We start from the raw sequence: 24,351 nt of genomic DNA, 5'->3' as shown, positions 1-24,351 counted from the left end.
TTATCAGGCAACATAGGGCAAAGCTCAAGGCGGGCCACGACAACACGGGGCTTCGGGACCCGGTTCCGCCATTGCGGGAACAACACGAGAGGAAGACGGCATGGCACTCAAGAACAAGGTCATCGTCACCTGCGCGGTGACCGGCTCGATCCACACGCCGTCCATGTCGCCGCACCTGCCGGTGACGGCGGACGAGATCGCGGAAGCGGCCATTGGTGCGGTGGAGGCGGGCGCCGCCGTCGTTCACCTGCATGCGCGCGATCCGCAGACCGGCGCGCCCGACCAGTCGCCGGAGCGCTTCGAGCCGTTCCTGAAAGTCATCAAGCAGCGCTGCGATTGCGTGGTGAACATCACCACAGGCGGTGCGGCGACCATGACCGTGCAGGAGAGGCTGGAGCCGGTGGCGCGGTTCAAGCCGGAAGTTGCCTCGCTCAACATGGGTTCGATGAATTTCGGCCTCTACCCGATGCTCGACCGGTTCAACGATCTCAAGCATGACTGGGAGCACGACTACCTTGCAGGATCCCGTGACCGCATCTTCAAGAACACCTTCGCCGATATCGAGATGATCCTGACGACCTGCGCGCAGAACGGCACGCGCTTCGAGATCGAGTGCTACGATATCGGCCATCTCTACACGCTGGCGCACTTCGTCGACCGGGGGCTGGTGAAGCCGCCGTTCTTCGTTCAGAGCGTGTTCGGCATTCTCGGCGGGATCGGCGGGCACCCGGAAGACATTGCGCACATGAAGCGCACGGCAGACCGGCTGTTCGGCGACGACTACAAGTGGTCGGTGCTCGGGGCGGGCCGCAACCAGATGAAGATCGCGGCCATCGCCGCGTCGATGGGCGGCCACGTACGCGTCGGGCTGGAAGATTCGCTGTGGATCGGGCCAAAGCAACTGGCGAAGTCGAACGCCGAGCAGGTGTCCAAGGTGCGCCGGATCATCGAGGAACTGGGCCTTGAGGTCGCGACGCCGGCGGAGGCGCGCGACATCCTGCAACTAAAGGGCGCAGACCGCGTCAATTTCTGACGCTGATCGACCGGTTCACTCGCCGCCCGGCGCGCGCGCGGCAGCATTATGGGCGGAGCGTTCGGCCAGTGCGATGCCGCCAATGACGAGCACCAGCCCTATAGCCTGATAGATCTCGACGCTTTCGCCCAGCACGATCACAGCGAGCGCCGCGCCGAAGACGGGGACGAGGTTGAAGAAGGCGCCTGCGCGGTTCGCACCGATCATCTGGATCGAGCGCATGTAGAATATTTGCGCCAGAAGCGAGGGAAACAGCACCACGTAGGCCAGCACGCCGAAGGTGACCGGCGAGGGCGTGGGGTAGCGGCCTGAGGCAAGGTCGTAGGCAAGGCCCGGCAGCGCGCTGATCGCGGCAGACAGGGCCAGCGCGAACATCAGCACCTGCCAGGGCAGGTCGGGCTTCTTGCGCAGGGCAACCGAGTACCCACTATAGGCGACAACAGCGAGCAGCATGATGGCGTCGCCGAGGTTCAGTTCCATGCGTACGAGCATGCCGAGGTCGCCATGCGTCGCGGTGAGCAGCACGCCGACGATGGAGACGATGACGCCAACACCCTGAACCAAGGTGATCGGTTCGCGAAAGACGATGAACGAGATGAGGATGATCATCATCGGCATCGCGGCCTGCTCGATGCTGACATTGATCGCCGAAGTGTAGTGCAGCGCGCCGTAGAGAGCCGAGTTGAACAGGGTGAAACCGATCGCGCCTGCCAGGAAAAGGAATCGCCAGCGCTGGCGAAGCACCGGCATGGCCTTGGCGAGATGCGGGCGTGCCAGCAGGAAAATCAGTATTGCCGCACCGGCCCAGCGTACGGCGGTCAGCGTCAGTGGGGGAATCGATCCCGCTGCCAGCTTGCCCGCCACGGCGTTGCCGCCCCAGAACAGCGCGGTCAGCGTCAGGAGCAGGTAAGGGTGGGAGAAAACGCCCGCGCGCGTTGCGGGTTCGGCCGGGCTTGCCATGGGTCGATCGAGCTTTTCTGTTCGCCGGCGTGACACCACGCCGGGAGGCAAGCGCTAGCGGTTCGGCGGGGCTCGTGTAAAGCCTGTCGCGACGGTGGCAGCCATGCGTGCTTCTGGCTGTCGATTTTGCGAAACTTTGTTGGTAATGTCCGCCGCCTTCACCGTAATCAGCGAGATTGCATGACAGGGGCAGGCCCCTTGCGCACACTGTCGCGCGGTGAAATGAGACGGGCGGAACACGTGAAGGGTTGGATTACGCATGGCTAATGTCGTGGTCGTCGGCTCCCAGTGGGGCGACGAGGGCAAGGGCAAGATCGTCGACTGGCTTTCGGAACGCGCGGATGTCGTTGTGCGCTTCCAGGGCGGTCACAACGCGGGCCATACGCTCGTCGTCGATGGCAAGGTCTACAAGCTGTCGCTGCTGCCCTCCGGCGTGGTGCGCTCGGGCAAGCTGTCGGTCATCGGCAACGGCGTCGTCATCGACCCGCACGCGCTGGCCGAGGAAATCGAGCGCCTGCGCGGGCAGGGGGTCGAACTGTCCCACGACAATCTTCGCATCGCCGACAATGCCTGCCTGATCCTGTCGGTCCACCGCGACCTCGACGGCATGCGCGAGAACGCCGCCAGCGAAGGCGCGCGCATCGGCACCACGCGTCGCGGCATCGGCCCGGCCTACGAGGACAAGGTCGGCCGTCGCGCGATCCGCGTGATGGATCTCGTGAACCTCAAGTCGCTGCCGGCGAAGATCGACCGCATGCTGGCGCACCACAACGCGCTGCGCCGCGGTTTCGGCGAGCCGGAGATCGCGCCGGATGCGCTGTTTGAGGAACTGGAATCCGTTGCCGGGCGCCTGCTCCCTTATGTCGACCGGGTGTGGAAGCTGCTGGACGACATGCGCCGCGAGGGCAAGCGCATCCTGTTCGAGGGTGCGCAAGGCGCGATGCTCGACATCGACCACGGCACCTATCCCTTCGTGACCTCCTCCAACACGGTTGCCGGCCAGGCCGCTGCCGGATCGGGCCTTGGCCCGGGCGGCGTCGACTATGTTCTCGGCATCACCAAGGCCTATACGACACGCGTCGGCGAGGGGCCGTTCCCGACCGAACTCAAGGACGAGGTCGGTGCGCGTCTGGGCGAGCGCGGCCGCGAATTCGGAACCGTCACGGGCCGCCAGCGCCGCTGCGGCTGGTTCGATGCGGTGATGGTTCGCCAGGCGATGATCACCTCCGGCGTGACCGGCATCGCGCTGACCAAGCTCGACGTTCTCGACGGCTTCGATGAGTTGAAAGTCTGCATCGGCTATGAACTCGACGGACGTAGCATCGACTACTTCCCCGCCTCGCAAGGCGCGCAGGCGCGCGTCACGCCGGTCTACGAGACGCTCGAAGGCTGGAGCGGCAGCACGGCAGGTGCGCGTTCATGGGCCGACCTGCCGGCGCAGGCAGTCAAGTATGTCCGCCGCATCGAGGAACTGATCGGGGCACCCGTTGCGATGCTTTCGACCAGCCCGGAGCGCGAGGACACCATCCTTGTTCATGACCCATTCCGCGATTAGGTTAATGACCAACCCGGCGGCGACGCACACCAGCCGCCCAAAAGCGTAGATCAGTGTATTCGACATGACCGACTTCAATTCCGTCCTGCGCCGAGCCATCGGCAACCTGCCAGAGAACACGGTTGCCGCGCGCCGCCAGCTGTACGCGCGTGCCGAAACAGCGCTCGTCGCACAGCTGCAGAAGTCGGATCCGCCAGCGGATGCCGAGCACATCGCGAAGATGCGGGAAAACCTGCGTGCTGCCGTTCGCACCATCGAGGCGGAAGAGGCGGCGAAGGGGCCTGCGTTGGCGGCACCGCCGGAACGTCCTGCCGTCGCCCCGCCGGCACAACCGGCGGCCATTGCGCCGCCCGCGCAGCCTGGTTCGACGCCGCGTCCCTCCATTCCCGGTTCGCCGGGTTACGTGTCGCCGCAGCGACAGCGCCCTGACCAGTTCCTGCAGCCGGCCGCCTCTCCCACGCCGCCGCCGCCAAACCAGAGGGCGCAGCCCGATCCCGATGCGCCCGCGGTACAGGTCGATCCGGCGCAGCTTCCAAACCAGCCGGTTTCGCCGGGTTATTCCAACGCGCCGTCCGTCGAGATGGACGATGACGGCTTCGCCCCGCCTCCGGGTGTCCCTGAAGGCCCCGAGGACGACCAGCATTTTGACGACTGGCCCGATCCCGGCGCCTACGAGCTTGAGACGCGCAGCCGCCCGTGGGGCTGGCTGATCGCGCTGTTCATCGTCGGCTGCATTGCCGGTGTCGGTTACTGGAAGCGTGACGCGATCATGGATGCGGCAGCTCCGCTGCTCGCCCTGATCCAGCAGGAAGGTGCCGACGACGAGAAGGTCGAGGCCCGTCTTCCCGGCGACGGCGAGAATGCCGGCCAGGATGCGCCGGCCGCGCCGGACCAGCCGGCTGAGCCCGCGCCCGAACCGCCCGCGGCGCCGCCCGGCGAGGCAGTGATCGAGGCGCTGCTCGTGGAAGAAGGCGAGACCGCGCAGGCGACCCCGGCTGAAGTTCCGGGCTCGGTCACTTGGACGCTGAACCGCGAGAACGGCATTCCGGTCATCGAGGGGCGCGTACGCGTTCCCTCCCGCGACTTCGCGCTCAGCGTGATGATCCGCAAGAACACCGATCCGGCCTTCCCGGCCACCCACACGATCGATTTCGTCTTCTCGATCCCGCCGGGCTTCGGCGGTGGTGGCATCAACAACGTGCCGGGCCTGCTGACCAAGACGACGCCGAAGGCGCGTGGCGGGCCGCTGGCGGGCGAGGTCGTGCGCGTCGATGACGGCATCTTCCTGATGGCGCTTCTGGCGGGCGACCAGGACACGCCGCGCAACATCCAGGCGATGTCTCAGCATCCGTTCCTCGACGTGCCGATGGTTTATGCCAACGGCCAGCGCGCCATCGTGACGATGGCCAAGGGGCCGGAAGGCGAACAGGTTTTCCGCGAGGCCTTCGCGGAATGGGGACAGAACCAGTCGCAGTAGACGATTCTTCCCACCCGGTTCCGCGCGGTAAGCAAAACGCGGAGCCGGACCACAAAATTCGTTCCTAGGGGTGTCCTCAGGCCTTGGTGCCGCGGGACTGAGATGGCGGCACCGCCGAACCCTTCGAACCTGACCCGGGTGATGCCGGCGTAGGGACGGGAACTGGTTGCGGCGAAGGTCCGCTTTTCCAATTCTCATTCGTGCGCGCACCCGGTCTCACAACCGGAGTGACGAAACGCCTTGCGCGACACGGTCAACGACATCGGTGGAGCTGTCCTGCGCGGCGCGCTGTGGGTTGCCGGGTTGCTCGTCGTCTGGTGGGTGGCCCACGCGACGTTTGCGCCACCGGCCTTCATCTTCCCCGGCCCGCAAGCGGTGTTTCAGGCCATTGCCGCGCAGTGGGGCTACCTCGCCCATCACGCCGGCATCACGTTTCTTGAGATGGTGCTCGGGCTGATCGTCGGCACCGTGCTGGGTGTCGCGACTGCACTCACCGTCACCCTGTTCCGACCGGCGCGGCACCTGGTGCTGCCGCTGCTGGTGGCGAGCCAGGCGCTTCCCGTCTTTGCCATCGCGCCGCTGCTCGTCATCTGGCTCGGCTTCGGGCTGGCTTCCAAGATCGCGATGGCGACGCTCATCATCTATTTCCCCGTCGCCTCCGCCTTCTATGACGGGTTGCGCCGCACGGAGCCGCACCTGCTCGATCTCGCCCGCCTGTATGGCGCGTCGAACGTCGCCACGACGCTGGTGCTGCGGGTGCCTGCGGCACTGCCAGCGCTCGCCTCCGGCCTGCGGGTCGCGGCGGCCATCGCGCCCATCGGCGCCGTTGTCGGCGAATGGGTCGGGGCCTCGGCAGGGTTGGGTTTCGTCATGCTGCAGGCCAATGCACGGGTGCAGACCGCGCTCGTCTTCGCCTGCCTCCTGTTCCTCGCGGTCGCCGCGCTCGCGCTGCGGCTGATCGTGGAATTTTCCACGCGCCGGCTCGTTCACTGGGTGGACGAACTGCCGGCATGAACTCTTCAAGACCGACAAGGAGATACGCGCCATGAAGCGATTGCTCTCGCTGGCCCTCGTCACCATCGCACTGGCCATCGCCGCACCGGCACAGGCCGCCGACAAGCTGACCCTGCTGCTCGACTGGTTCGTGAACCCCGACCATGCGCCGGTGATCGTCGCGCAGGAGAAGGGCTACTTCGCGGATGAAAACCTCGACGTCGAGATCGTGCCGCCGGCGGACCCATCCGCACCGCCGCGCCTCGTCGCAGCCGGGCAGGGCGACATCGCGATCTCCTACCAGCCTAGCCTGCACCAGCAGATCGGCGAGGGGCTGCCGCTGGTGCGCATCGGCACAATCGTCGAGACGCCGCTCAACACGCTGGTCGCGCTCGAAGGCGGCGAGGTGAAGACCCTCGCCGACCTGAAAGGCAAGACCATCGGTTTCTCTGTCGGCGGCTTCGAGGATGCGCTGCTGAAGATGATGCTGTCGCAGGAAAACCTGACGCTCGACGACGTGAAGCTCGTCAACGTCAACTTCGCCCTGTCGCCTGCGCTGATCGCGGGCAAGGTCGATGTGGTGATCGGCGCGTTCCGCAACTTCGAGCTGACTCAGCTGGATATCGAGGGAAAGACAGGCCTTGCCTTCTACCCGGAAGAGCACGGCGTGCCGGTCTATGACGAGCTGATCTTTGTCGCCCACAAGGACCGGACCGGCGACGAGAAGCTGCTGCGCTTCATGCGGGCCATCGAAAAGGCGACGATCTGGATGACCAACCACCCCGACGAGGGTTGGGAGTTGTTCAAGGCCGCGCATCCCGACCTCGACAACGCGCTGAACCAGCGCGCGTGGGTCGACACCATGCCGCGCTTTGCCAAGCGACCTTTCGCGCTGGACGTTGGCCGCTACGAGCGGTTCGGTGAGTTCATGAAGGAACAGGGGCTGATCAAGGAAACGGTCCCGGTCAGCGACTACGCAGTGACGCTGCGCTGACGAACGAGACTTGCCGGGCGGTTCGCGCCGCCCGGTATGTCTTCTGTTTTCAAGCGGCTTCGGCTGTCTTCAGATCGGCGATTTCGCCGCGCGCGGGGTAGTCCTTTGCCAGCACGAAATCGACCGCGCTCAGCACATCGGACAGGTGCGGGCGAGCGAACGGCATCGACTGCACCGAGACGAAGAAGACCGTGTTGTCCGGCTTGACGAGAAACAGGCCCGGCTCGGAAAAGAGGTGCGGCTCTTCGATCTTCGCCGACGTCGTGCCGCGCGTTGACGAGATGTAGAGGCCCCATGAGCGGGCGACGTCGAGCGGCATGTCGTAGCCGATCGTCAGCTTTTCCAGCCCCCAGTCATTCACGGCCGTGGACGCGCGTTCGGCATCGTCGGCAGAGACGGCGACGACGGTGACGCCGCGCTTGTCGAATTCAGGAAGCTTCGACTCCAGATCCTTGAGTTGCGCCTTGCACAGCGGGCAGTGCAGCCCGCGATAGAACACGACCAGCGTGAAGGTCTGCGGGTGGCTGTCGGCAAGCCGCCAGTGGCCGCCGCCAACGGTGGGGACGGCAAGGTCCGGCGCCTTGGCGCGCGGCAGAACGGGCTGGATATCGGTCATGGATAGAACTCCTGTCGGGGACGCGGGAAACGCCCGCGCGATGTCAGGAGAGAGGTAGGACGATGCGGCGATCAGGGAAGCAGGGCGGTTTCACGTTGCGGTGAGCCGCCGCGCATTTCCTGTGCAGCGCGTCAGGACGCCTGGTGTTCGAGCGCGGCGGGGCCGCGTTCCTGCGCCTTGGATGCCTCGACGACGGCCTTCTGGACCTTTTCGAAGGCGCGAACCTCGATCTGGCGGACGCGCTCGCGACTGACGCCGAATTCCTCCGACAGCTCTTCCAGCGTCAGCGGGTCCTCGGAGAGGCGTCGTACCTCGAAGATGCGGCGTTCGCGGTCGTTCAGCTTGTCCATCGCCGCTTCCAGCATGGTGCGGCGATTGTCGAGTTCCTCGTTCTCTGCGAGCAGGGTTTCCTGGTCCTCGCTGTCATCGACCAGCCAGTCCTGCCATTCCGAAGCACCTTCGGTGTCGGCGCGCAGCGGCGCGTTGAGCGAGGAATCACCGCCCAACCGGCGGTTCATCGACACGACTTCTTCCTCGTTGACGCCGAGGCGGGTGGCGATTTCCGAAACCTGTTCGGGCTTCAGGTCACCGTCTTCCAGCGCTGAAATCTGTCCCTTCACCTTGCGCAGGTTGAAGAACAGCTTCTTCTGGTTGGCGGTGGTGCCCATCTTCACGAGGCTCCACGAACGCAGGATGTATTCCTGGATGGAGGCGCGGATCCACCACATGGCATAGGTCGCCAGGCGGAAGCCCTTGTCCGGCTCGAACCGCTTCACGGCCTGCATCAGGCCGATATTGCCTTCCGACACGATCTCGCTTACCGGCAGGCCGTAGCCGCGATAGCCCATGGCGATCTTCGCGACGAGCCGGAGGTGGCTGGTCACGAGCTGATGCGCCGCGTCGCGGTCGTCATGCTCGCGCCAACGCTTGGCAAGCATGAATTCCTCGTCCGGCTGAAGCATGGGAAACTTGCGGATCTCGTCGAGATAGCGAGATAGGCCCCCATCAGAGCTGATCGTCGGCAAAGCCGCTCTGGCCATGTCGTATTCCCTCGTGAATGGCGTTTCGCGCCTGGGCCCCGTTCAGGCGGCATCGTGGGCGAAACCCTGAAATGCAGACCGACATATATGGTAACGCGACCGGCCTCGCGCAATACGAGGCGGCAAATCGCGGCCTCAAGCGCCTGTATTGACCCAACGAGAGCGCGCCGCAAGCGTTCCATCCGGGATTTGCGGTCAACCTTGCGTGCGCAACCCGTCCAGCAGCGCCTGCATATCCACAGGCAAAGATGATTCGAATCGCATGACGTCACCGGACGCCGGGTGCTCGAACGCCAGCAGAAAGGCGTGCAGGGCCTGACGGTCCAGTTCGACCAGCGCCGCGCGGGCGTCCTCGCTCAGGTGTGCGGCCTTGGTCTTGAAGCCGGTGCCGTAGACCGGGTCACCCAGAAGCGGGTGGCCGATATGGGTCATGTGCACGCGGATCTGGTGCGTGCGGCCCGTCTCGAGCCGGCATTCGAGCAAGCTTGCAAGCGGCTTGCCGCCGCCCTCGAAGCGTTCGAGACGCTGCCAGTGCGTCAGCGCGTGGCGACCCCCGGTTCGCACCGCCATGCGGGTCGCGTTGCCGGGATCGCGGGCCAGCGGTGCATCCACCGTGCCCGACGGCCTGCCGGGAACGCCCCAGACGACGGCCTTGTAAGCCCGCTCCATCGCGCTGGTGCGGCCGTGGTCTGCAAACTGGGCACTGAGCGCCTTGTGGGCGGCATCGTTCTTGGCGACCACCATCAGGCCGCTGGTTTCCTTGTCGATGCGGTGGACGATGCCGGGGCGTGCGACGCCGCCGATGCCCGACAGGCTGTCGCCGGCGTGATGCAGCAGCGCGTTGACGAGGGTGCCGGACGCATTGCCTGCGCCGGGATGCACGACGAGGCCAGCCGGCTTGTCGACAACGATCAGGTGCTCGTCCTCGAAGACGACATCGAGCGGGATGTCTTCGGCTTCCGGCTCGGCGGGTTCGGGCGGCGGCAGGGTGACGATCGCGGTCGTGGGTTCACGCAGCTTGCGGGAGGGGTCGGTCGCGGGTTGGCCGCCAATCAGCACGTTGCCGTCGCGGATCAGCGCCTGGAAACGGGCGCGTGAAATCTCCGGGCACGCAGCGGCCAGCGCCGCGTCGAGCCGCACCGGCTTTTCCGCATACTCGCAGAGTGTGAATTCGCGTTGGTCCATGGCGAGAGCGGGTCTAGCACCGCGTGTCACTCAGTGCGAGCGGCTTGCGCCAGGCGCGAGCGGCTTGCGTCGCGCGGCCAGCCGTGCTTTGCCCTGCGCCGGTTCCGGTGAAGGCGACAAGTCCATGACGAACAATCACGACGATCAGGAAGACGCCCCCCTCGACCCCGCCGTGGAGCGGGTGCGGGTGAAGCTCGCGCGGCTGCTGTTCGGCTCCATTGGCGTGATGGTCCTCGGGCTGCTGGCGGTGATGTTCGCAATCCTCTACCGGATCGGTGCGTTTGGCGGGCCGGAAACGGCGAGCGTCGATGCCATTGCCGAAATCCCCGCCGGTGCGCAAGTGGTCTCGTCTTCTGCCAGTGACGACGTGCTGACAGTGACGGTGCGCATGTCCGACGGCGCGCAGGAAATCCGGCTGTTCTCGCTGCCCGACGGCGAGCCGACCGGGCGTATCAGGCTGGTGTCTCCGGCCAACTGAGCGCATCAACTTCGCTTGCGCTTTGAGGCCACAAACGCTATATCGCGTCTCCCGTTCATCACGGGCCGCATGCGCTCCCATCGTCTAGCGGTCTAGGACGCCGCCCTCTCACGGCGGAAACAGGGGTTCGATTCCCCTTGGGAGTGCCAATAATCCTATAATTTGCCGCCTTTGGCGATGCGAGCATTGCGCAAGTTGCACGTGGTTGCGCCGCGTCGCGTCACGCTGCCTTGCGCCATCCTGTGACCTTGCGCACGCCGACATAAAGCGCCGGCACGAGGAAGATACCGATCACGGTGGAGGCCAGCATTCCGCCGATGACGCCGATGCCGATGGCGTTCTGCGCGTTGGCGCCGGCACCCGTCGCGGTCGCCAGCGGCAGCACGCCGAAGATGAAGGTGAGCGCTGTCATCATGATCGGGCGCAGGCGTTGGCGGGACGCTGTCACGGCGGCGTCCATCAGGTCGCGGCCTTCCGCCACCAGCGTTTCGGCAAACTCGACGATGAGGATCGCGTTGCGTGCCGCAAGGCCGATGGTCGTCAGGATGCCGACCTTGAAATAGACGTCGTTCAACTGGCCAAGCGCCCAGGCGGCCGCGAGCGCGCCGAGGATGCCGACCGGTACCACCAGCATGACCGCGAAGGGGATCGACCAGCTTTCGTAGAGCGCGGCGAGCGCCAGAAACACGATCAATCCCGACAGCAGGTAAAGCAGCCACACGTTCTCGCCCGACTGGCGTTCCTGGTAGCTGAGGCCTGTCCACGCGACGCCGTAGCCGCCGGGCAGGTTCGCGACGAGTTCCTCCATCGCATCCATCGCCGTGCTTGAACTGGTGCCGGGCGCGGCCGACCCCTGTATCTCGATGGCAGGCTGGCCGTTGATGCGCGCAAGGCTCGGGGCGACCGGCTCCCATTCGGTTGTCGTGAAGGCGCTCATCGGCACCATCTCGCCACCGGAATTGCGCGCGTACCAGCCCTCGATGTCTTCGGGCTGCATGCGGTAGGGCGCATCCGCCTGCACGATGACGGGCCGCAGGCTGGTGCCTAGCTCGAAATCGTTGACCTCGGTGCCGGCGAAGATCGTCGCCAGCATGGAATTGATGTCGCTCAGCGAGAGGCCGAAGCTTTCCGCCTTCTGCTGGTCGATGACGAGCTTCAGCGCGCTCTTCTTCTCGTTGTTCTCGGCGCGTACGCCCGTCAGGCGCGCGTCTCCTGCCGCCGTCGCGCTCAGCTGTGCGGCAGCTGCGCTCAACTGATCGATCCCGCGGCCCGACAGGTCGGTCAGGTACATGGAAAAGCCGCCGGTGTTGCCGAGGCCCGGAACCGAGGGCGGTTGCATGACGAAGACGCGGCCCGCCCGGATGCCGGCGAAGGCGGCATTGGCGCGGCCGGCCACGGCTGCGGCCTGCGCGTCGGCTTCCTCGCGGCTGTCGAAATCGTTGAGCCGCACGAACACCATCGCGCGGTTCTGCCCCGAGCCGCCGAACGAGAAGCCGACGGCGGCAAAGGTGGAAGCGACGGCAGGCTCCTCTGCAAAGTGTGCCTCGACACGCTTCACGGTGGCGAGCGTCTGCGGGGTCGTGGCGCCTTCGGGCAGCGTGACCATCGACATCAGCATGCCCTGGTCCTCGGTCGGCAGGAACGAGGCGTTGAGGCGCTCGAAGATCGCCCATGCGCCGCCGAGCGTCAGCAGCAGGACGAGTGCCGCGACCAGCGGCCAACGCACCAGCCAGTGCACGCCGCGGCTGTAGACTTGCGATGTCTTGTCGAAGCCCTGGTTGAACTTGCGCGCGGGCCATATGGCTTCGCCCTTGCGACGGCGCAGGAGGCTTGCGCAGAGCGCCGGCGTCAGGATCACCGCCACGCCGAGCGACAGGATCATCGCCGTCACCATGGTGATGGAGAACTGGCGGTAGATGACGCCGGTGGACCCTTCGAAGAATGCCATGGGCAAGAAGACGGCCGACAGCACCACGGCAATGCCGATCAGCGCGCCGGTGATCTCCCGCATACTCTGCCGGGTGGCCTGAAGCGGTGTGAGGCCCTCTTCGTCCATCAGGCGTTCGACGTTCTCCACCACCACGATGGCATCGTCGACCAGAAGTCCGATGGCGAGCACCATGGCGAACATCGTCAGGGTATTGATGGAGTAGCCGAAGAACGCCAGCACGGTGAACGTGCCGAGCAGCACGACCGGTACCGCGATCATCGGGATCAGGGTCGCGCGCCACGAATGCAGGAAGACGATAAGCACCACGAAGACGAGGAAAACCGCCTCGATGAGTGTGCGATAGACCTGCTCGATGGAGCGTTCCACGAAGGGCGAGGTGTCGTAAGCAATCTTAAATTCAGTGCCTTCGGGCAGGCCCGGCGCGAGGCTCTCCAGCTTCGCCTTCACGGCGGCTGCGGTGTCCACGGCGTTTGCGCCGGCAGCAAGGCTGACGCCGAAGCCCGCGGCAACCTTGCCGGAGTAGCGCGAGCTCGAGCCGTAGGATTCGTTGCCGATCTCGATGCGCGCCACATCGGCCAGCCGGACCGTGCCGCCGCCCGTCTCCGTCTTGAGCAGGATTTCCTCGAAGTCGGCGACGTTGGTCAGCTGGCTTTGCGCGGTGATCGTCGCGGTGAACTGCTGGCCCTCTACGGTCGGCTGGCTGCCGAGCGACCCGACCGCGACAACGGCGTTCTGGGTCGAGACGGCATTGACCACGTCGGTCGCGGTCAACTGGTAGCGGGCCATGGCAAGCGGATCGAGCCAGACGCGCATCGCGTAGCCGGAGCCGAAGATGTTGATGTCGCCGACGCCCTCGGTGCGCAGGATTTCGTTCTCGACGGTCTCTTCGAGGAAATTGCCGAGTGCTGCCGTGGTGTAGTCGTCGCCGTCCGCAACGATCGCGCCGACCAGAAGTATCGAACTGTTGGAACGGCGAATGTTTACACCCTGCCGCTGGACCGATGACGGCAGGCGTGATTCCGCCTGCCGAACGAGCGTCTGCACGTCGTTTTCCGCTTCCACCGGGGTGACGGAATTGTCGAAGGTCAGCTGGATCGAGGCCGAGCCTTCGCGCGAGGACGACACCATGTAGAGAAGGCCGTCGAGACCGGTGAGCCTGTCCTCGATCTCGCGGGTGACGGAGTTCTCGACCGTGGCCGCCGTCGCGCCGGGATAGTTCGCCGAGACGCGAACCGTCGTCGGTGCGATGTCGGGATATTGCGCCACCGGCAGTGACTGCAGCGCCCATGCGCCGCCCAGCATCATGATGATGGCAATCACCCAGGCAAAGACCGGGCGCTCGACAAAAAACTGTCCCATGTTGCGTCAGTCCGCCTTCTGGTCTTGCGCAGCAGCGGTGCTTTCATCCGGGGCTGGCAACTCGCTGACGACGCCATCGGGCGAGATCGTCACCGCGACAGTTTCCACCTCCGCGCCGGGTTGAAGACCGGTGAGCCCGTCGACAATGAGGAGGTCGCCGTCCTCGACTCCGCCGGTCACGATCCAGGCGTTCTCGTGCGATCCGGTTTCGGTGAGCTGGACACGCTCGGCCTTGCCGTCCCGGACGACGAAAGCCTGCAGCGTGCCGTTGCCGGTTCGCGTTGTCGCGCCTTGCGGCACGAGGATGGCCTGCGTGGTGCCGAGCGTCGTATCGACGCGCAGGAACTGGCCGGGGAGAACCTTGCGATCCGGGTTCGGGAAGCTGACGCGCATGGTCTGGGTGCCGGTGGTCGATGACACCGAGATGCCCGGCGCGACGAAGGTGCCGACGGCCTCATAGCGAACGCCGTTCTCCAGTGTCAAGCGGAGGTCGATGGTCTCGCCGCGCTTGATCGCGCCGGAGGCAAGGCGTTCGCGGTTGCGCAGGATGCGCACCGAGGATTCCGCGATATCAACATGCACCGGGTCGAGCCGCGTGACCGTGGTCAGCGCATCGGACTGGTTGGTGGTGACGACCTCGCCAACGGAGACGCTCGCCAAACCGACGACACCGTCGATCGGTGCGTTGATCGTGGTGCGGTCGAGGTTGATGTGCGCCATCTTGAGGTTTGCTTCCGCTGTGCTGAGGCTGCTTTTTGCCGAGGCCAGTTCGGCCTGGGCTGCTTCAAACTCTGTCGCAGTGATGCCGGTCTGCAGGATCTGCGCATAGCGGTCGACCTTGCTCTGGGCGGTGCCGACGGTTGACGTCGCGCTTTCCACCATGGCTTCGGCAGCCAGCACCTCGGCCTGGTAGACATCGTCCTCGATGCTGAACAGCGGATCGCCCGCCGCGACCTTCTCGCCGACCTGGTAGTGAATTTTCGAGATCAATCCGTCGACGCGGGGACGAATTTCCACCTCGTCGGCGGCAATTGCGCGTCCAGGCACCGTCACCGTGTAGGGGACCGGTACGCGCGACATTTCAACGACCCCGACCTTGGCCGGGCCGCGCGCACCGGCGCCTGGACCACCGGCCTGCGCCAGCGCGGGAGCGGCGCCGCTCACGATCAAGGCAAGGGTCAGCACTGCGTGCGGAAGCGATCGCCAGAATGCGGGCCGGGCGTTTTCCGGGGAGAAGTTCATGTCTCAACCTCGTGGAACCCAAAGTGCCGGGCGTCCCCGGCTTGACGGACAGATAGGAGGTTTTATCTTTCTGGCAAGATAAATTATGCAGGAAGGTCATGCGGGTATGGGGAAGGTGGAGGATGCCATCGATAACATATCGCGGAACTGGCCGCAGATCGGCAACGAGAGCGGCGTGTTCTCCTTCGTCGTTCAGTATATCGCGGCCCAACTCAACGCCTCGGCCCGCGAGGCGCTGAAGCCCTTCGATCTGAGCTTCACGGCGTTCGAGGTGCTGTGCGCCTTGCGCATTTCCGACGAGCACGCGTTGTTGCCGACGGATCTCTACGACCGCGTGCTCCTGTCATCTGGTGGCCTGACAAAGGTCCTGAAGGCGATGGAGGCGCGGGACCTGATCGCGCGGCCGCAGGCGCAGGACGATGCGCGCCGCAAGCCCGTCGTCCTGACCGATCACGGACGCAAGCTCGTCGAGCAGGCGATGACGGCGGTGCAGTCGGCGGAAAAGCGACTGCTGGTGGAGCAGTCGTGGACGGGAAAGCCACTAGGCGATCTCAACGCGGAATTGCTGAAAGCGTCGCGCCTGTTCGAGGAACGCTGAAGCGGTTTACAGCCCGTTTGCGAGTTTTCGCTGGCGTTGCAGGATGCTCATTCCGTGGCGAAGCACGCGCGTCGAGTGAAAATGCACGGCGCCGAACGCCGGATACGTCCCCTGGATCCAGTCCACGAAGCGGCGCTCGGCAACGACGTGGGCATAGTGATCGTCGTCGACCCAAGTCCCTATCCCGGCATCCACGTGCCCCTGCTGGGCTGGTCCGATCACGTCGCGGTGCCATAGCCCGGTGTCGTGCGAGACGATGAGCGCGTCATCTGCAAGGCTGGGATTGAGCTTTTCGAAACACGCGCAGTTGAGATCGAAATCGTGGGACGCGTCGATGAAGGCGAGGTTGACTGGCCGGCCATCGACGTCACCAGGCTCAAAGTCCGTCTGCGACTTCACGAAAAGACGGTGGTTCGGGCGCCTGCCGAAATAACGCTGCGCCTTTCGCTGCGCGGCGGGGTCGATCTCGTAACTGGCGACAAGCGTGTCTGATGGCGCCGCCTTCAGGAGCACGTTGGCGCTGTGGCCCAGATAGAACCCGAACTCGACGATGGTGCGCGGCTGCGTGACCTGCACCATGGCATGCAGCAGGAGCGCCTCGGAGCGCTGCATCGGCCCCATGGCGTCGGCGTCGTCATAGGCTGCGAGATAGGCCGTGCCCGTGCGGCGCGACGGGTTCAGCGACCGCGCCGCCCCGAGCAGGGCCGCGGTGCCGCTCCAGCGAAACAGCAGATGCCGCACAAGGCTTTCGACGCCCACGGCCGAACCACCGGGCCGCCACTTACTGCGTGTGGAAGAGCCAGGTGACCGCGCCGCGGATGGTCTGGTTGTTGGGGGTGTAGACCTCGTCTGGATCGTTGTCGGGACCAAGCTCGGAACCGAAATCCGTGTAGAGGTATTCCAGACGCGCCACGACATTTCGCGAGACGGCGTGTTCGAAGCCGCCACCGACGATGAAGCCGTCGAAATCGAGGCGGCCGAAGTCACGATCGTTGGTGTCGATTTCAGTTGTTGCCCAGCCGGCGGTCGCAAAGAGCAGCGTGTTGCCGAGCGCGTAGCCGAGACGGCCTCGGACCGAGAGCATGTCGTTTGCTTCCACGCGGTCGCCACCCGAAGGTGCCCAGGTGTCGAACGGCGTGTGGCTGATATCGGCTTCGACGCCGAAGACCAGCGAATTGTACTGGTAGTTCGCACCGATCAGGCCGCCCATGGCGACGCCATCGATATTGAACTTCGGGCCGGATCCGATCTGTTCGTCCGGATCGTCAACTTCGAAGTTGCTGGAGCCGGCGTGCAAGCCGGCATAGACGCCGGTCCAGTTGAACGGTTCTTCCATCCCGCCAAGGCCACCCGAGGGATCGCTGTCCCCGGTCTTGACGGCAAGGCCGACGCGCATGGTGTGCGTCGTCAGACCGACTTCCTCCGGGCCGCCGTCATAGTTGGCTGTACCGTAGTCGGTGTAAAAGTATTCGGCGCGCGCCACGACGTGCGGTGCAATGAGCCAGTCGAGACCGGCACCGACAGTGTAGCCGACCAGGTCACCGACGGCGTTGTTGATGATGTCGCCATCGTCGAACATCACGAGATCGCCACCGGCGACGCCTGCGGTCACGAACGGCAGGGCGTTTCCATAAGAGTAACCGAGGCGGCCACGCACCATGTACGTGTCGTCGAGTTCCATCCGGAAGCCTGCGGTGCCACCGATCAGGTCGGCCACCTGGTTGGCCGTGTAGCTCGCTTCAACGCCTGCGACGATGCGGTTCCACTGGTGCGAATAACCACCGTAGACACCGATGCCATTGCCTGAGAACCCGAAGTGATTGACGTCGATGTCAGTGATGTCCTCATCCTTGTCGGAGACGACGGCGTTGGTCATGTCGGCGAGAACACCGACATAGAAGCCGCTCCAGTCGACGGACGCGGCGGTCTCGGCAAACTCGGTCGCGCCTGCGCCATGAACTGCGTCGTACTTGAAGGACACGCCGATCCGGAACATGTGGGTCGACAGGTCGACATCGCCCGTGCCGCCTTCGCCGGTCACTTCGTCGGTACCGAAATTGTAGAGATACTCGGTGCGCACGCTGACGGCCGGGTTGAGCGCATATTCCAGGCCCGCGCCGAGCACGTAGCCCCAGAACACCGGGTCATCGGTCGTGTCGCCGTCAAAATCGACGGTCATGGCGGAGACACCGCCCGTGACATAGGGCAGGGCGCGGCCCATCGCGTAGCCAAGGCGGGCACGCAGTGAGAATGCAGCGCTCACGTCCATCGAGCTGCCACCGCCGCGCGGCAGCACGCGGTAGCCCTCGAAGAGCGTCGCGTCGACCTCGACGCCGCCAACCCACGCGCTGCGCTGCCAGTTGTAACCGGCATGGAGACCGGCGCCAGTCGCGTTGGTCTCGTTGTGAACCATGGTCGTGTTGTCGTTGATCGCATCCGCCGGATCTTCGAACGAGGAATGCGCGTCGGCGACATGGGCGCCGTAGTACCAGCCGGACCAGTCCAGCGGACCCTCGGCCCTTGCTGTTCCCGACAGCGCGATGGTCGCGCCGAGAACGGCCGCGATGCAAGCCGGAGCGTAGCGCGCGTTGCGCAGGCCCTTGCGGAAGTTCTGTTCCGTGCGATCAGTCATGATTCGTAGCCCCCCAATGCAGTGAAGAACCTACGTCCGCCTCTCGGAAACCCCAGTTCATTTCTGTGCAAGGAAAACCGAATCCGACACCGCGTGACCATACGGCAACAGCGCCATCGTGATCGGCTTGCCTTCCCACGTTTGACCCGGCGCGGAAAATCCGCATCGTGTGGCTCCGCCTGAAGATCACCACGCCGGAGCGCACCCATGTCCAAGCCCTGCATCATCACTGTCGCCATCACGGGTTCGGTCCCGCGCAAGGAAAACAACCCGGCGGTTCCGATCACCGTCGCCGAGCAGGTGGAGTCCACGCAGGAAGCCTTCGAGGCCGGTGCGACACTTGCCCATGTCCATGTGCGCAATGACGACGGGTCGACCACCTCGGACCCGGAGAAGTTCGGGCGCCTGAAGGAGGGGATCGACAAGCACTGCCCGGGGATGATCGTGCAATTCTCGACCGGCGGGCGCTCGGGGCAGGGCAACGAGCGCGGCGGCATGCTGCATCACCGCCCGGACATGGCTTCGCTGTCCACGGGATCGTGCAACTTCCCGCTGCGCATCTACGAGAACCCGCCGGAGCTGATCGAGGATCTCGCGGACAAGATGATGGAATACGACATCAAGCCGGAGATCGAGGCGTTCGACCTGTCGATGCTGTACCAGGCGCTGCGGCTGGCGGACGAGGGGAAGATCAAGGCGCCGCTGCACGTGCAATTCGTCATGGGCGTGAAGAACGCGCTGCCGGTGGTGCGCGAGGCACTCGAATTCATGGTGAGCGAGTTGAACCGTCTCATGCCCGACGCAACCTGGACCGGGGCCGGCATCGGCAAGGACCAGCTGACGCTCAACAAGTGGTCACTGGAACTGGGCGGGCATTGCCGCACCGGGCTTGAGGACAACATCCGTTTCGACAAGACGCGGCTTGCCGCTTCCAACGCGGAACTGGTGAAGCGCGTCGCCGACATGTGCGGCGAATATGAGCGCACGGTCGCGAGTGTCGCCGAGGCGCGCAAGCTGCTCGGCCTGCGGCCGGCGGCGTGAGGGGACAAGAATGGATTATCGCACGCTTGGCCGGTCCGGCCTGAAGGTTTCGCCGATCTGCCTCGGCACGATGATGTTCGGCGGACGCACGGAGCGCCTCGACGCGGAGAAGATCATCGCGCACGCCTTCGATGCGGGCGTGAACTTCATCGACACGGCGGATGTCTACAACGAGGGCGCGTCGGAGGAGATCGTCGGGCGCGCCATCGGCAAGTACCGCGACCGCTGGGTGCTGGCGACGAAGCTTGGCAACAAGACCGGCGACGGGCCGAACCAGGTGGGCCTGTCGCGCAAGTACGTGATCGAGGAAACCGAGGCGAGCCTGAAGCGGCTCGGCACGGACTATCTCGACATCCAGTACCTGCACCGCGAGGACCACGCGACGCCGCTTGAGGAAACCATCGGCGCCTTTGCCGACCTCATGCGCGCGGGCAAGATCCGCTATATCGGCGTTTCCAACCACCGCTCGTGGCGGGTTGCGGAAATCGTGCGCATCTGCCGCGAGATGAACATCACCCCGCCGGTGGTGAGCCAGCCCTACTACAACGCCATGAACCGGATGCCGGAGGTCGAGCACCTGCCGGCCTGCGCGCATTTCGGGCTCGGGGTGTTTCCCTATTCGCCGATGGCGCGCGGCGTCCTGTCTGGCAAGTACGCGCCGGGTGAAGCCCCTCCCAGCGACACGCGCGCCGGGTCTGGCGACAAGCGCATCATGCAGGCGGAGTTCCGCGAGGAATCGCTGCGGATCGCGCAGACGCTGAAAGAACACGCGCAGGCGCGCGGCATCACGCCGGGGCAGTTCGCGGTTGCATGGGTGCTGAACAACAAGCTGGTGACGGGCACCATCGCGGGGCCGCGCACCATCGCGCAGTGGACCGATTATCTCGGCGCGCTCGACTACACGTTCACAGCAGAGGACGAGGCGCTCGTCGACAGCCTCGTGCCGGCAGGGCACCCCTCGACGCCGGGTTACTCCGACCCGGCCTATCCGCTGGAGGGTCGCGTCGCGCGAAGCGGCCAGGCCTAGCGCTTCGTGCCGATGAAGCGGCGGAAGGCTTCGAGTGTCTCTTCGCTGACGTGGTGCTCGATGCCTTCAGCGTCGGTGCGGGCTGTCTCCTCGCTGACGCCCAGCGCGCGCAGGAAGGATTCCACCGTCTGGTGGCGCGCGCGGCTGTCGGCGGCGATGGTCTGGCCGGCCTCTGTGAGGAAGACACCGCGATAGGGCTTCTGGGTGACGAGGCCTTCTTCCACCAGACGTTTCAGCATCTTGGCGACGGTTGGCTGGGAAACGCCCAGGCGGGTCGCGATATCGACCTGCCGGGCCTCGCCATCGCGGCCGATCAGGTCGGAAATCAGTTCCACGTAATCCTCGACCAGCGCGCTGCGTCGGGCCTCGCGCACCTGCTTGAAGCTTTGCGATTGGGCTTCCGCATCGGGGAGGGCGCGTCTGGCGGTACGTCCCGTCATATCTGGCTCTCTCCCGCAGGTGGTTATCGTGCAAACGATTTTCGCGGGTGAACACTTTCATAGCAAGGGCTAACTTCTCGCTAGCGCCACGAAGATTCCTCACGAGGGGAATTGCAAGGCCAATGAAATTCAGCCCATTGCCATTAAATTAGCCTTTGCTATATTCACTGGAGAAGTCGAGTTTCTGCAAAGGATGTGTTTGATGTTTCCGCGCCTGATGGCGTCCCTGATGCTGATCGCCCTTGTTGCCGCGGCGCCGTTCGCCGAAGCGCGCGCCGACAAGCTGCGCGTCGTCACGACCTTCACCGTCATCGCGGATATCGCGCGGAACGTGGCCGGTAACGCGGCGGAGGTCGCATCCGTCACCAAGCCCGGCGCGGAAATCCACGGCTACGCGCCGACGCCGCGCGACCTCGTTCGTGCGCAGGGTGCGGACCTCATCCTGTGGAACGGCATGAACCTGGAGCTGTGGTTCGAGCAGTTCCTGCGCAATCTCGGTGACGTGCCCTCGGCCACGCTGAGCGAGGGCGTGGACGCGATTCCGATCTCGGAAGGCTCCTACGAGGGCAAGCCGAACCCGCATGCCTGGATGTCGCCGGACAACGCCAAGATCTATGTCGATAACATCCGCGATGCGCTGTCGGCGCAGGACGCCGGAAACGCGGACACCTATGCCGCGAATGCCGAAAGCTACAAGGCGCAGATCGATGCAGCACTCGCGCCGCTGCGCGCGGAGATCGACACGGTGCCGCAGGACAAGCGCTGGCTTGCCACCTGCGAAGGCGCGTTCAGCTATCTCGCCCGCGATCTCGGCCTGAAGGAAATCTACCTGTGGCCGATGAATGCTGACCAGGTCGGCACGCCGCAGCAGGTGCGCCGGATGATCGACGCGGTGCGCGACAACGCAATTCCCGCCGTGTTCTGCGAGAGCACCGTCAACACCGATCCTGCCGAACAGGTCGCGCGGGAGACCGGGGCTGCCTATGGCGGCGTCCTTTATGTAGACAGCCTGTCGGAAGAGGGCGGCCCGGTGCCGACCTATCTCGACCTGCTGCGCGTGACCGTCGACACCATCGCCAAGGGACTGGGCGGACAATGACCGGGAGCGCCTCATGGACATGAAGGTCGACGAGCGAGTCGAGGTTTCCGACAAGGCGCAAGCCGGGCTGTGGGCCGATGGCGTCACGGTCACCTACCGCAACGGCGTAACGGCGCTGCGCGATGCGAGCTTCGCCATTCCGCGCGGCACCATCGCCGCGCTTGTCGGCGTGAACGGTGCTGGCAAGTCCACGCTGTTCAAGGCGATCATGGGGTTCCTGCCGTTCGGGCGCGGCAAGATCGGAATGCTCGGCATGGACGTGAAGGACGCGGTCGGGCAGGGCATTGTCGCCTACGTGCCGCAGGCCGAGGAGGTCGACTGGACCTTTCCGGTCCTCGTTCGCGACGTGGTGATGATGGGCCGCTACGGGCGCATGGGCTTCCTGCGCATTCCATCGCGTATCGACCACGATGCCGTCTCCGCTGCGCTGGAACGGGTCAACATGGCCGAGTTTGCCGACCGGCAGATCGGCGAGTTGTCCGGCGGCCAGCGAAAGCGGGTCTTCCTTGCCCGCGCGCTGGCGCAGGAAGGGCAGGTGATCCTGCTCGATGAACCCTTCACCGGCGTCGACGTGAAGACCGAGGCCGCGATCATCGCGCTGTTGCGCGAGTTGCGCGCGGAGGGCCGCGTCATGCTCGTCTCCACCCACAATCTCGGCTCGGTGCCGGAATTCTGCGACCAGGCTGTGCTGGTGAAGGGCACCGTGCTGCACTACGGGCCGACGGTGGAGACCTTCACGCGGGCGAACCTGGAAGACACGTTCGGCGGCGTGCTGCGGCACTTCGTGCTCGGCGGGCAGGACCTGCACGACGACGAGGACCACCGCGAGGTGACCATCATCACCGACGACGAGCGCCCTTTCGTCATCTACGACGAGCAGACCAAGACGCTGGCGGAGCGCGACGAGAGTTGAGTACGCTGCTGGAACCCTTCGCCTACGGCTACATGACCAACGCAATGTGGGTGAGCGCGCTGGTGGGCGGGGTCTGCGCGTTCCTCTCCGCCTACTTGATGCTCAAGGGCTGGTCACTGATCGGCGATGCGCTGAGCCATTCCATCGTGCCCGGTGTCGCCGGGGCCTACATGCTCGGCCTGCCGTTCGCGGTCGGGGCGTTTCTCTCCGGCGGGCTGGCAGCCGCCGCGATGCTGTTTCTCAACCAGCGCACGGGGCTGAAGGAAGACACGATCATCGGGATCATCTTCACGTCCTTCTTCGGGCTTGGCCTGTTCATGGTCTCCGTCTCGCCGGTGCCGGTCGACGTGCAGACGATCATCCTCGGCAACATCCTCGCCATCACGCCCGCCGACACGGTGCAACTGGCGCTCATCGGCTTCGTGTCGCTGGCGGTGCTACTGCTGAAGTGGAAGGACCTGATGGTCGTGTTCTTCGACGAGGATCACGCCCGCTCCATCGGCCTGCGGCCCGACGTGCTCAAGTTCATCTTTTTCGTGCTGCTGTCGGCGTCGTGCGTCGCCGCGCTGCAGACGGTCGGCGCATTCCTCGTCATCGCCATGGTGGTGACGCCGGGTGCGACGGCCTACCTGCTCACCGACCGGTTTCCCCGGCTGATCGCCATCAGCGTCGTTCTCGGCGCGGTGACGAGCTTTGCGGGTGCCTATCTCTCGTTCTTTCTCGACGGGGCGACAGGCGGCATCATCATTACCCTGCAGACGCTGATCTTCCTCGGCGTCTTCGTGTTTGCACCCAAGCACGGCCTGCTGGCAGCGCGACGCCGCGCGCGGCTGGCGCTGGAGGAGGCGCATTGATGGAGCTTCTTGTGCCCTTCCAGTTCGGCTTCATGCAGAACGCGTTCTGGATCGCGCTGCTGCTGGCACCGCCAACCGCGATCTTGTCGTGCTTCCTGGTGCTGAAGGGCTGGTCGCTGATGGGCGATGCCATCAGCCACGCAGTGCTGCCGGGCATCGTCATCGCCTACATCGTCAATATCCCGCTGGTGGTCGGGGCCTTCATCGCCGGCATGACGTGCGCGCTCGCGACCGGGTACCTGAAGGAAAACAGCCGCGTGAAGCAGGACACGATCATGGGTGTCGTGTTCTCCGGCATGTTCGGCTTCGGCATGGTGCTCTACACGAAGGTCAGCACCAACGTGCATCTCGACCACATCCTGTTCGGCAACATGCTCGGCGTGGGGTCAGAAGATCTGTGGACGACGGGCCTAATCGCCGCGCTGGTGACGGCGCTGCTGCTGGTGCGCTGGAAGGACCTGTTGCTGCATGCCTTCGACCCGGCGCAGGCGCGCGCCGTGGGGCTGCCGGTGCGCGTGCTGCACTACGGGCTGCTGGCGCTTCTTTCCCTGACGGTGGTGGGCACGCTGAAAGCAGTCGGGCTGATCCTCGCCATTGGGTTGCTGATCGCGCCGGGCGCCATCGCCTTCCTGCTGACGAACCGCTTCTCGCAGATGATGGTGGTGGCCGTGCTGGTCACGGCCTTCGCGATGGTGGCGGGCGTCTATGCCAGCTTCTGGCTCGACAGCGCGCCCGCGCCGACCATCATCCTGCTGCTGACGGCGACCTTCATGGCCGCCTTCGTCTACCGGCAGGTGCTGAACCGGCGGGCGAGCAATGCGGTGGACGTGGACCTGGAAGAAGCCGCAGAAAACGCCTAGTGGC

General features: G+C 65.1%; 22 protein-coding genes, 1 tRNA gene and 1 riboswitch. Of the genes, 14 read left to right on the top strand and 9 right to left on the bottom strand.

The genetic code is table 11. The features are described from left to right. Window positions 1-100 precede the first annotated feature (100 nt). A complete protein-coding gene (locus ACKTEK_RS12025; RefSeq protein ID WP_409165538.1) occupies window positions 101-1,033 on the top strand; it encodes a 3-keto-5-aminohexanoate cleavage protein in 933 nt (310 codons plus the stop codon). 15 nt (window positions 1,034-1,048) lie between these two features. On the opposite strand, the gene ACKTEK_RS12020 is transcribed toward ACKTEK_RS12025, so the two are convergent. Continuing rightward, the gene (locus ACKTEK_RS12020) at window positions 1,049-1,993 is read right to left on the bottom strand and encodes a DMT family transporter (RefSeq protein WP_409165537.1); all 945 of its coding nucleotides are present in this window, start codon (window positions 1,991-1,993) and stop codon (window positions 1,049-1,051) included. Between the two features lie 259 nt (window positions 1,994-2,252). Here ACKTEK_RS12020 and ACKTEK_RS12015 point away from each other — a divergent pair, with 259 nt between their 5' ends. The 4 genes from ACKTEK_RS12015 (at window position 2,253) to ACKTEK_RS12000 (ending at window position 7,012) form a co-directional block, all read left to right on the top strand. After that, window positions 2,253-3,548: an adenylosuccinate synthase gene (locus ACKTEK_RS12015; RefSeq protein WP_409165536.1), complete on the top strand. Its 1,296-nt coding sequence runs from the start codon at window positions 2,253-2,255 to the stop codon at window positions 3,546-3,548. A 64-nt stretch (window positions 3,549-3,612) separates the two neighbouring features. Next, window positions 3,613-5,025 carry a hypothetical protein gene (locus ACKTEK_RS12010; RefSeq protein ID WP_409165535.1) on the top strand — a complete coding sequence of 471 codons (1,413 nt, stop codon included), beginning with the start codon at window positions 3,613-3,615 and terminating at the stop codon, window positions 5,023-5,025. A gap of 56 nt (window positions 5,026-5,081) precedes the next feature. Further along, window positions 5,082-5,199: riboswitch (TPP riboswitch) on the top strand. A 66-nt stretch (window positions 5,200-5,265) separates the two neighbouring features. Continuing rightward, window positions 5,266-6,039: an ABC transporter permease gene (locus ACKTEK_RS12005; protein ID WP_409165534.1), complete on the top strand. Its 774-nt coding sequence runs from the start codon at window positions 5,266-5,268 to the stop codon at window positions 6,037-6,039. A 31-nt stretch (window positions 6,040-6,070) separates the two neighbouring features. Beyond that, on the top strand, window positions 6,071-7,012 hold the full coding sequence (locus tag ACKTEK_RS12000) for an ABC transporter substrate-binding protein (RefSeq protein ID WP_409165533.1): 942 nt from the start codon (window positions 6,071-6,073) through the stop codon (window positions 7,010-7,012). A 49-nt stretch (window positions 7,013-7,061) separates the two neighbouring features. Here ACKTEK_RS12000 and ACKTEK_RS11995 read toward each other — a convergent pair whose 3' ends face one another. The 3 genes from ACKTEK_RS11995 to ACKTEK_RS11985 all read right to left on the bottom strand — a co-directional run bounded on the left by ACKTEK_RS11995 (window position 7,062) and on the right by ACKTEK_RS11985 (window position 9,853). Beyond that, entirely contained in the window at window positions 7,062-7,628 is a 567-nt protein-coding gene (locus ACKTEK_RS11995) for a peroxiredoxin-like family protein (protein WP_409165532.1), read from the bottom strand. Between the two features lie 131 nt (window positions 7,629-7,759). After that, complete coding sequence (rpoH, locus tag ACKTEK_RS11990) at window positions 7,760-8,668, bottom strand: RNA polymerase sigma factor RpoH (protein ID WP_409165531.1); 909 nt, start codon at window positions 8,666-8,668, stop codon at window positions 7,760-7,762. A gap of 195 nt (window positions 8,669-8,863) precedes the next feature. Next, the gene (locus ACKTEK_RS11985; protein WP_409165530.1) at window positions 8,864-9,853 is read right to left on the bottom strand and encodes an RluA family pseudouridine synthase; all 990 of its coding nucleotides are present in this window, start codon (window positions 9,851-9,853) and stop codon (window positions 8,864-8,866) included. A 124-nt stretch (window positions 9,854-9,977) separates the two neighbouring features. Here ACKTEK_RS11985 and ACKTEK_RS11980 point away from each other — a divergent pair, with 124 nt between their 5' ends. Together ACKTEK_RS11980 and ACKTEK_RS11975 are read left to right on the top strand one after the other, a co-directional pair. Then, on the top strand, window positions 9,978-10,331 hold the full coding sequence (locus ACKTEK_RS11980) for a hypothetical protein (protein WP_409165529.1): 354 nt from the start codon (window positions 9,978-9,980) through the stop codon (window positions 10,329-10,331). Between the two features lie 73 nt (window positions 10,332-10,404). Further along, a tRNA-Glu gene (locus ACKTEK_RS11975) sits at window positions 10,405-10,480 on the top strand. A 71-nt stretch (window positions 10,481-10,551) separates the two neighbouring features. Here ACKTEK_RS11975 and ACKTEK_RS11970 read toward each other — a convergent pair. Together ACKTEK_RS11970 and ACKTEK_RS11965 are read right to left on the bottom strand one after the other, a co-directional pair. After that, window positions 10,552-13,641 (bottom strand): multidrug efflux RND transporter permease subunit, encoded by a 3,090-nt coding sequence (locus ACKTEK_RS11970; RefSeq protein WP_409165528.1) that lies wholly within the window; start codon window positions 13,639-13,641, stop codon window positions 10,552-10,554. A gap of 6 nt (window positions 13,642-13,647) precedes the next feature. Beyond that, window positions 13,648-14,883 carry an efflux RND transporter periplasmic adaptor subunit gene (locus ACKTEK_RS11965; protein WP_409165527.1) on the bottom strand — a complete coding sequence of 412 codons (1,236 nt, stop codon included), beginning with the start codon at window positions 14,881-14,883 and terminating at the stop codon, window positions 13,648-13,650. Window positions 14,884-14,989: 106 nt separating this feature from the next. Here ACKTEK_RS11965 and ACKTEK_RS11960 point away from each other — a divergent pair, with 106 nt between their 5' ends. Further along, window positions 14,990-15,481 carry a MarR family winged helix-turn-helix transcriptional regulator gene (locus ACKTEK_RS11960; RefSeq protein WP_409165526.1) on the top strand — a complete coding sequence of 164 codons (492 nt, stop codon included), beginning with the start codon at window positions 14,990-14,992 and terminating at the stop codon, window positions 15,479-15,481. A gap of 6 nt (window positions 15,482-15,487) precedes the next feature. Here ACKTEK_RS11960 and ACKTEK_RS11955 read toward each other — a convergent pair whose 3' ends face one another. Then, window positions 15,488-16,240, bottom strand: coding sequence for an O-methyltransferase (locus tag ACKTEK_RS11955; RefSeq protein WP_409165525.1), 753 nt, complete (start codon window positions 16,238-16,240; stop codon window positions 15,488-15,490). Window positions 16,241-16,262: 22 nt separating this feature from the next. Next, window positions 16,263-18,113: an outer membrane protein gene (locus tag ACKTEK_RS11950; RefSeq protein WP_409165524.1), complete on the bottom strand. Its 1,851-nt coding sequence runs from the start codon at window positions 18,111-18,113 to the stop codon at window positions 16,263-16,265. 207 nt (window positions 18,114-18,320) lie between these two features. On the opposite strand from ACKTEK_RS11950, the gene ACKTEK_RS11945 reads away from it, so the two are divergent. Further along, window positions 18,321-19,154 (top strand): 3-keto-5-aminohexanoate cleavage protein, encoded by an 834-nt coding sequence (locus tag ACKTEK_RS11945; protein WP_409165523.1) that lies wholly within the window; start codon window positions 18,321-18,323, stop codon window positions 19,152-19,154. Window positions 19,155-19,164: 10 nt separating this feature from the next. Next, window positions 19,165-20,181, top strand: a complete 1,017-nt coding sequence (locus tag ACKTEK_RS11940) for an aldo/keto reductase (protein ID WP_409165522.1) — start codon at window positions 19,165-19,167, stop codon at window positions 20,179-20,181. Here ACKTEK_RS11940 and mntR read toward each other — a convergent pair. Further along, window positions 20,178-20,621 carry a manganese-binding transcriptional regulator MntR gene (gene mntR, locus ACKTEK_RS11935; RefSeq protein ID WP_409165521.1) on the bottom strand — a complete coding sequence of 148 codons (444 nt, stop codon included), beginning with the start codon at window positions 20,619-20,621 and terminating at the stop codon, window positions 20,178-20,180. The two genes, ACKTEK_RS11940 and mntR, sit on opposite strands and share 4 nt — an antisense overlap. A 202-nt stretch (window positions 20,622-20,823) precedes the next feature. Between mntR and ACKTEK_RS11930 the strand changes: the two genes are divergently transcribed. The 4 genes from ACKTEK_RS11930 to ACKTEK_RS11915 are packed head-to-tail and all read left to right on the top strand — an operon-like array spanning window position 20,824 to window position 24,347. Further along, window positions 20,824-21,720, top strand: coding sequence for a metal ABC transporter substrate-binding protein (locus ACKTEK_RS11930; RefSeq protein ID WP_409165520.1), 897 nt, complete (start codon window positions 20,824-20,826; stop codon window positions 21,718-21,720). Window positions 21,721-21,733: 13 nt separating this feature from the next. Next, entirely contained in the window at window positions 21,734-22,633 is a 900-nt protein-coding gene (locus ACKTEK_RS11925) for a manganese/iron ABC transporter ATP-binding protein (protein ID WP_409165519.1), read from the top strand. Then, complete coding sequence (locus ACKTEK_RS11920) at window positions 22,630-23,487, top strand: metal ABC transporter permease (RefSeq protein WP_409165518.1); 858 nt, start codon at window positions 22,630-22,632, stop codon at window positions 23,485-23,487. The genes ACKTEK_RS11925 and ACKTEK_RS11920 overlap by 4 nt, the downstream gene beginning before the upstream one ends. Then, window positions 23,487-24,347, top strand: a complete 861-nt coding sequence (locus ACKTEK_RS11915; RefSeq protein ID WP_409165517.1) for a metal ABC transporter permease — start codon at window positions 23,487-23,489, stop codon at window positions 24,345-24,347. Before ACKTEK_RS11920 ends, ACKTEK_RS11915 begins: the two co-directional genes overlap by 1 nt. Window positions 24,348-24,351 lie beyond the last annotated feature (4 nt).

The sequence above is a fragment of the Tepidamorphus sp. 3E244 genome (assembly GCF_046159835.1).
Lineage (GTDB): Bacteria > Pseudomonadota > Alphaproteobacteria > Rhizobiales > Tepidamorphaceae > JACKJK01.
Note: the sequence above shows the minus strand (reverse complement) of the source record. Positions and strands in the feature narration are given on the sequence as shown.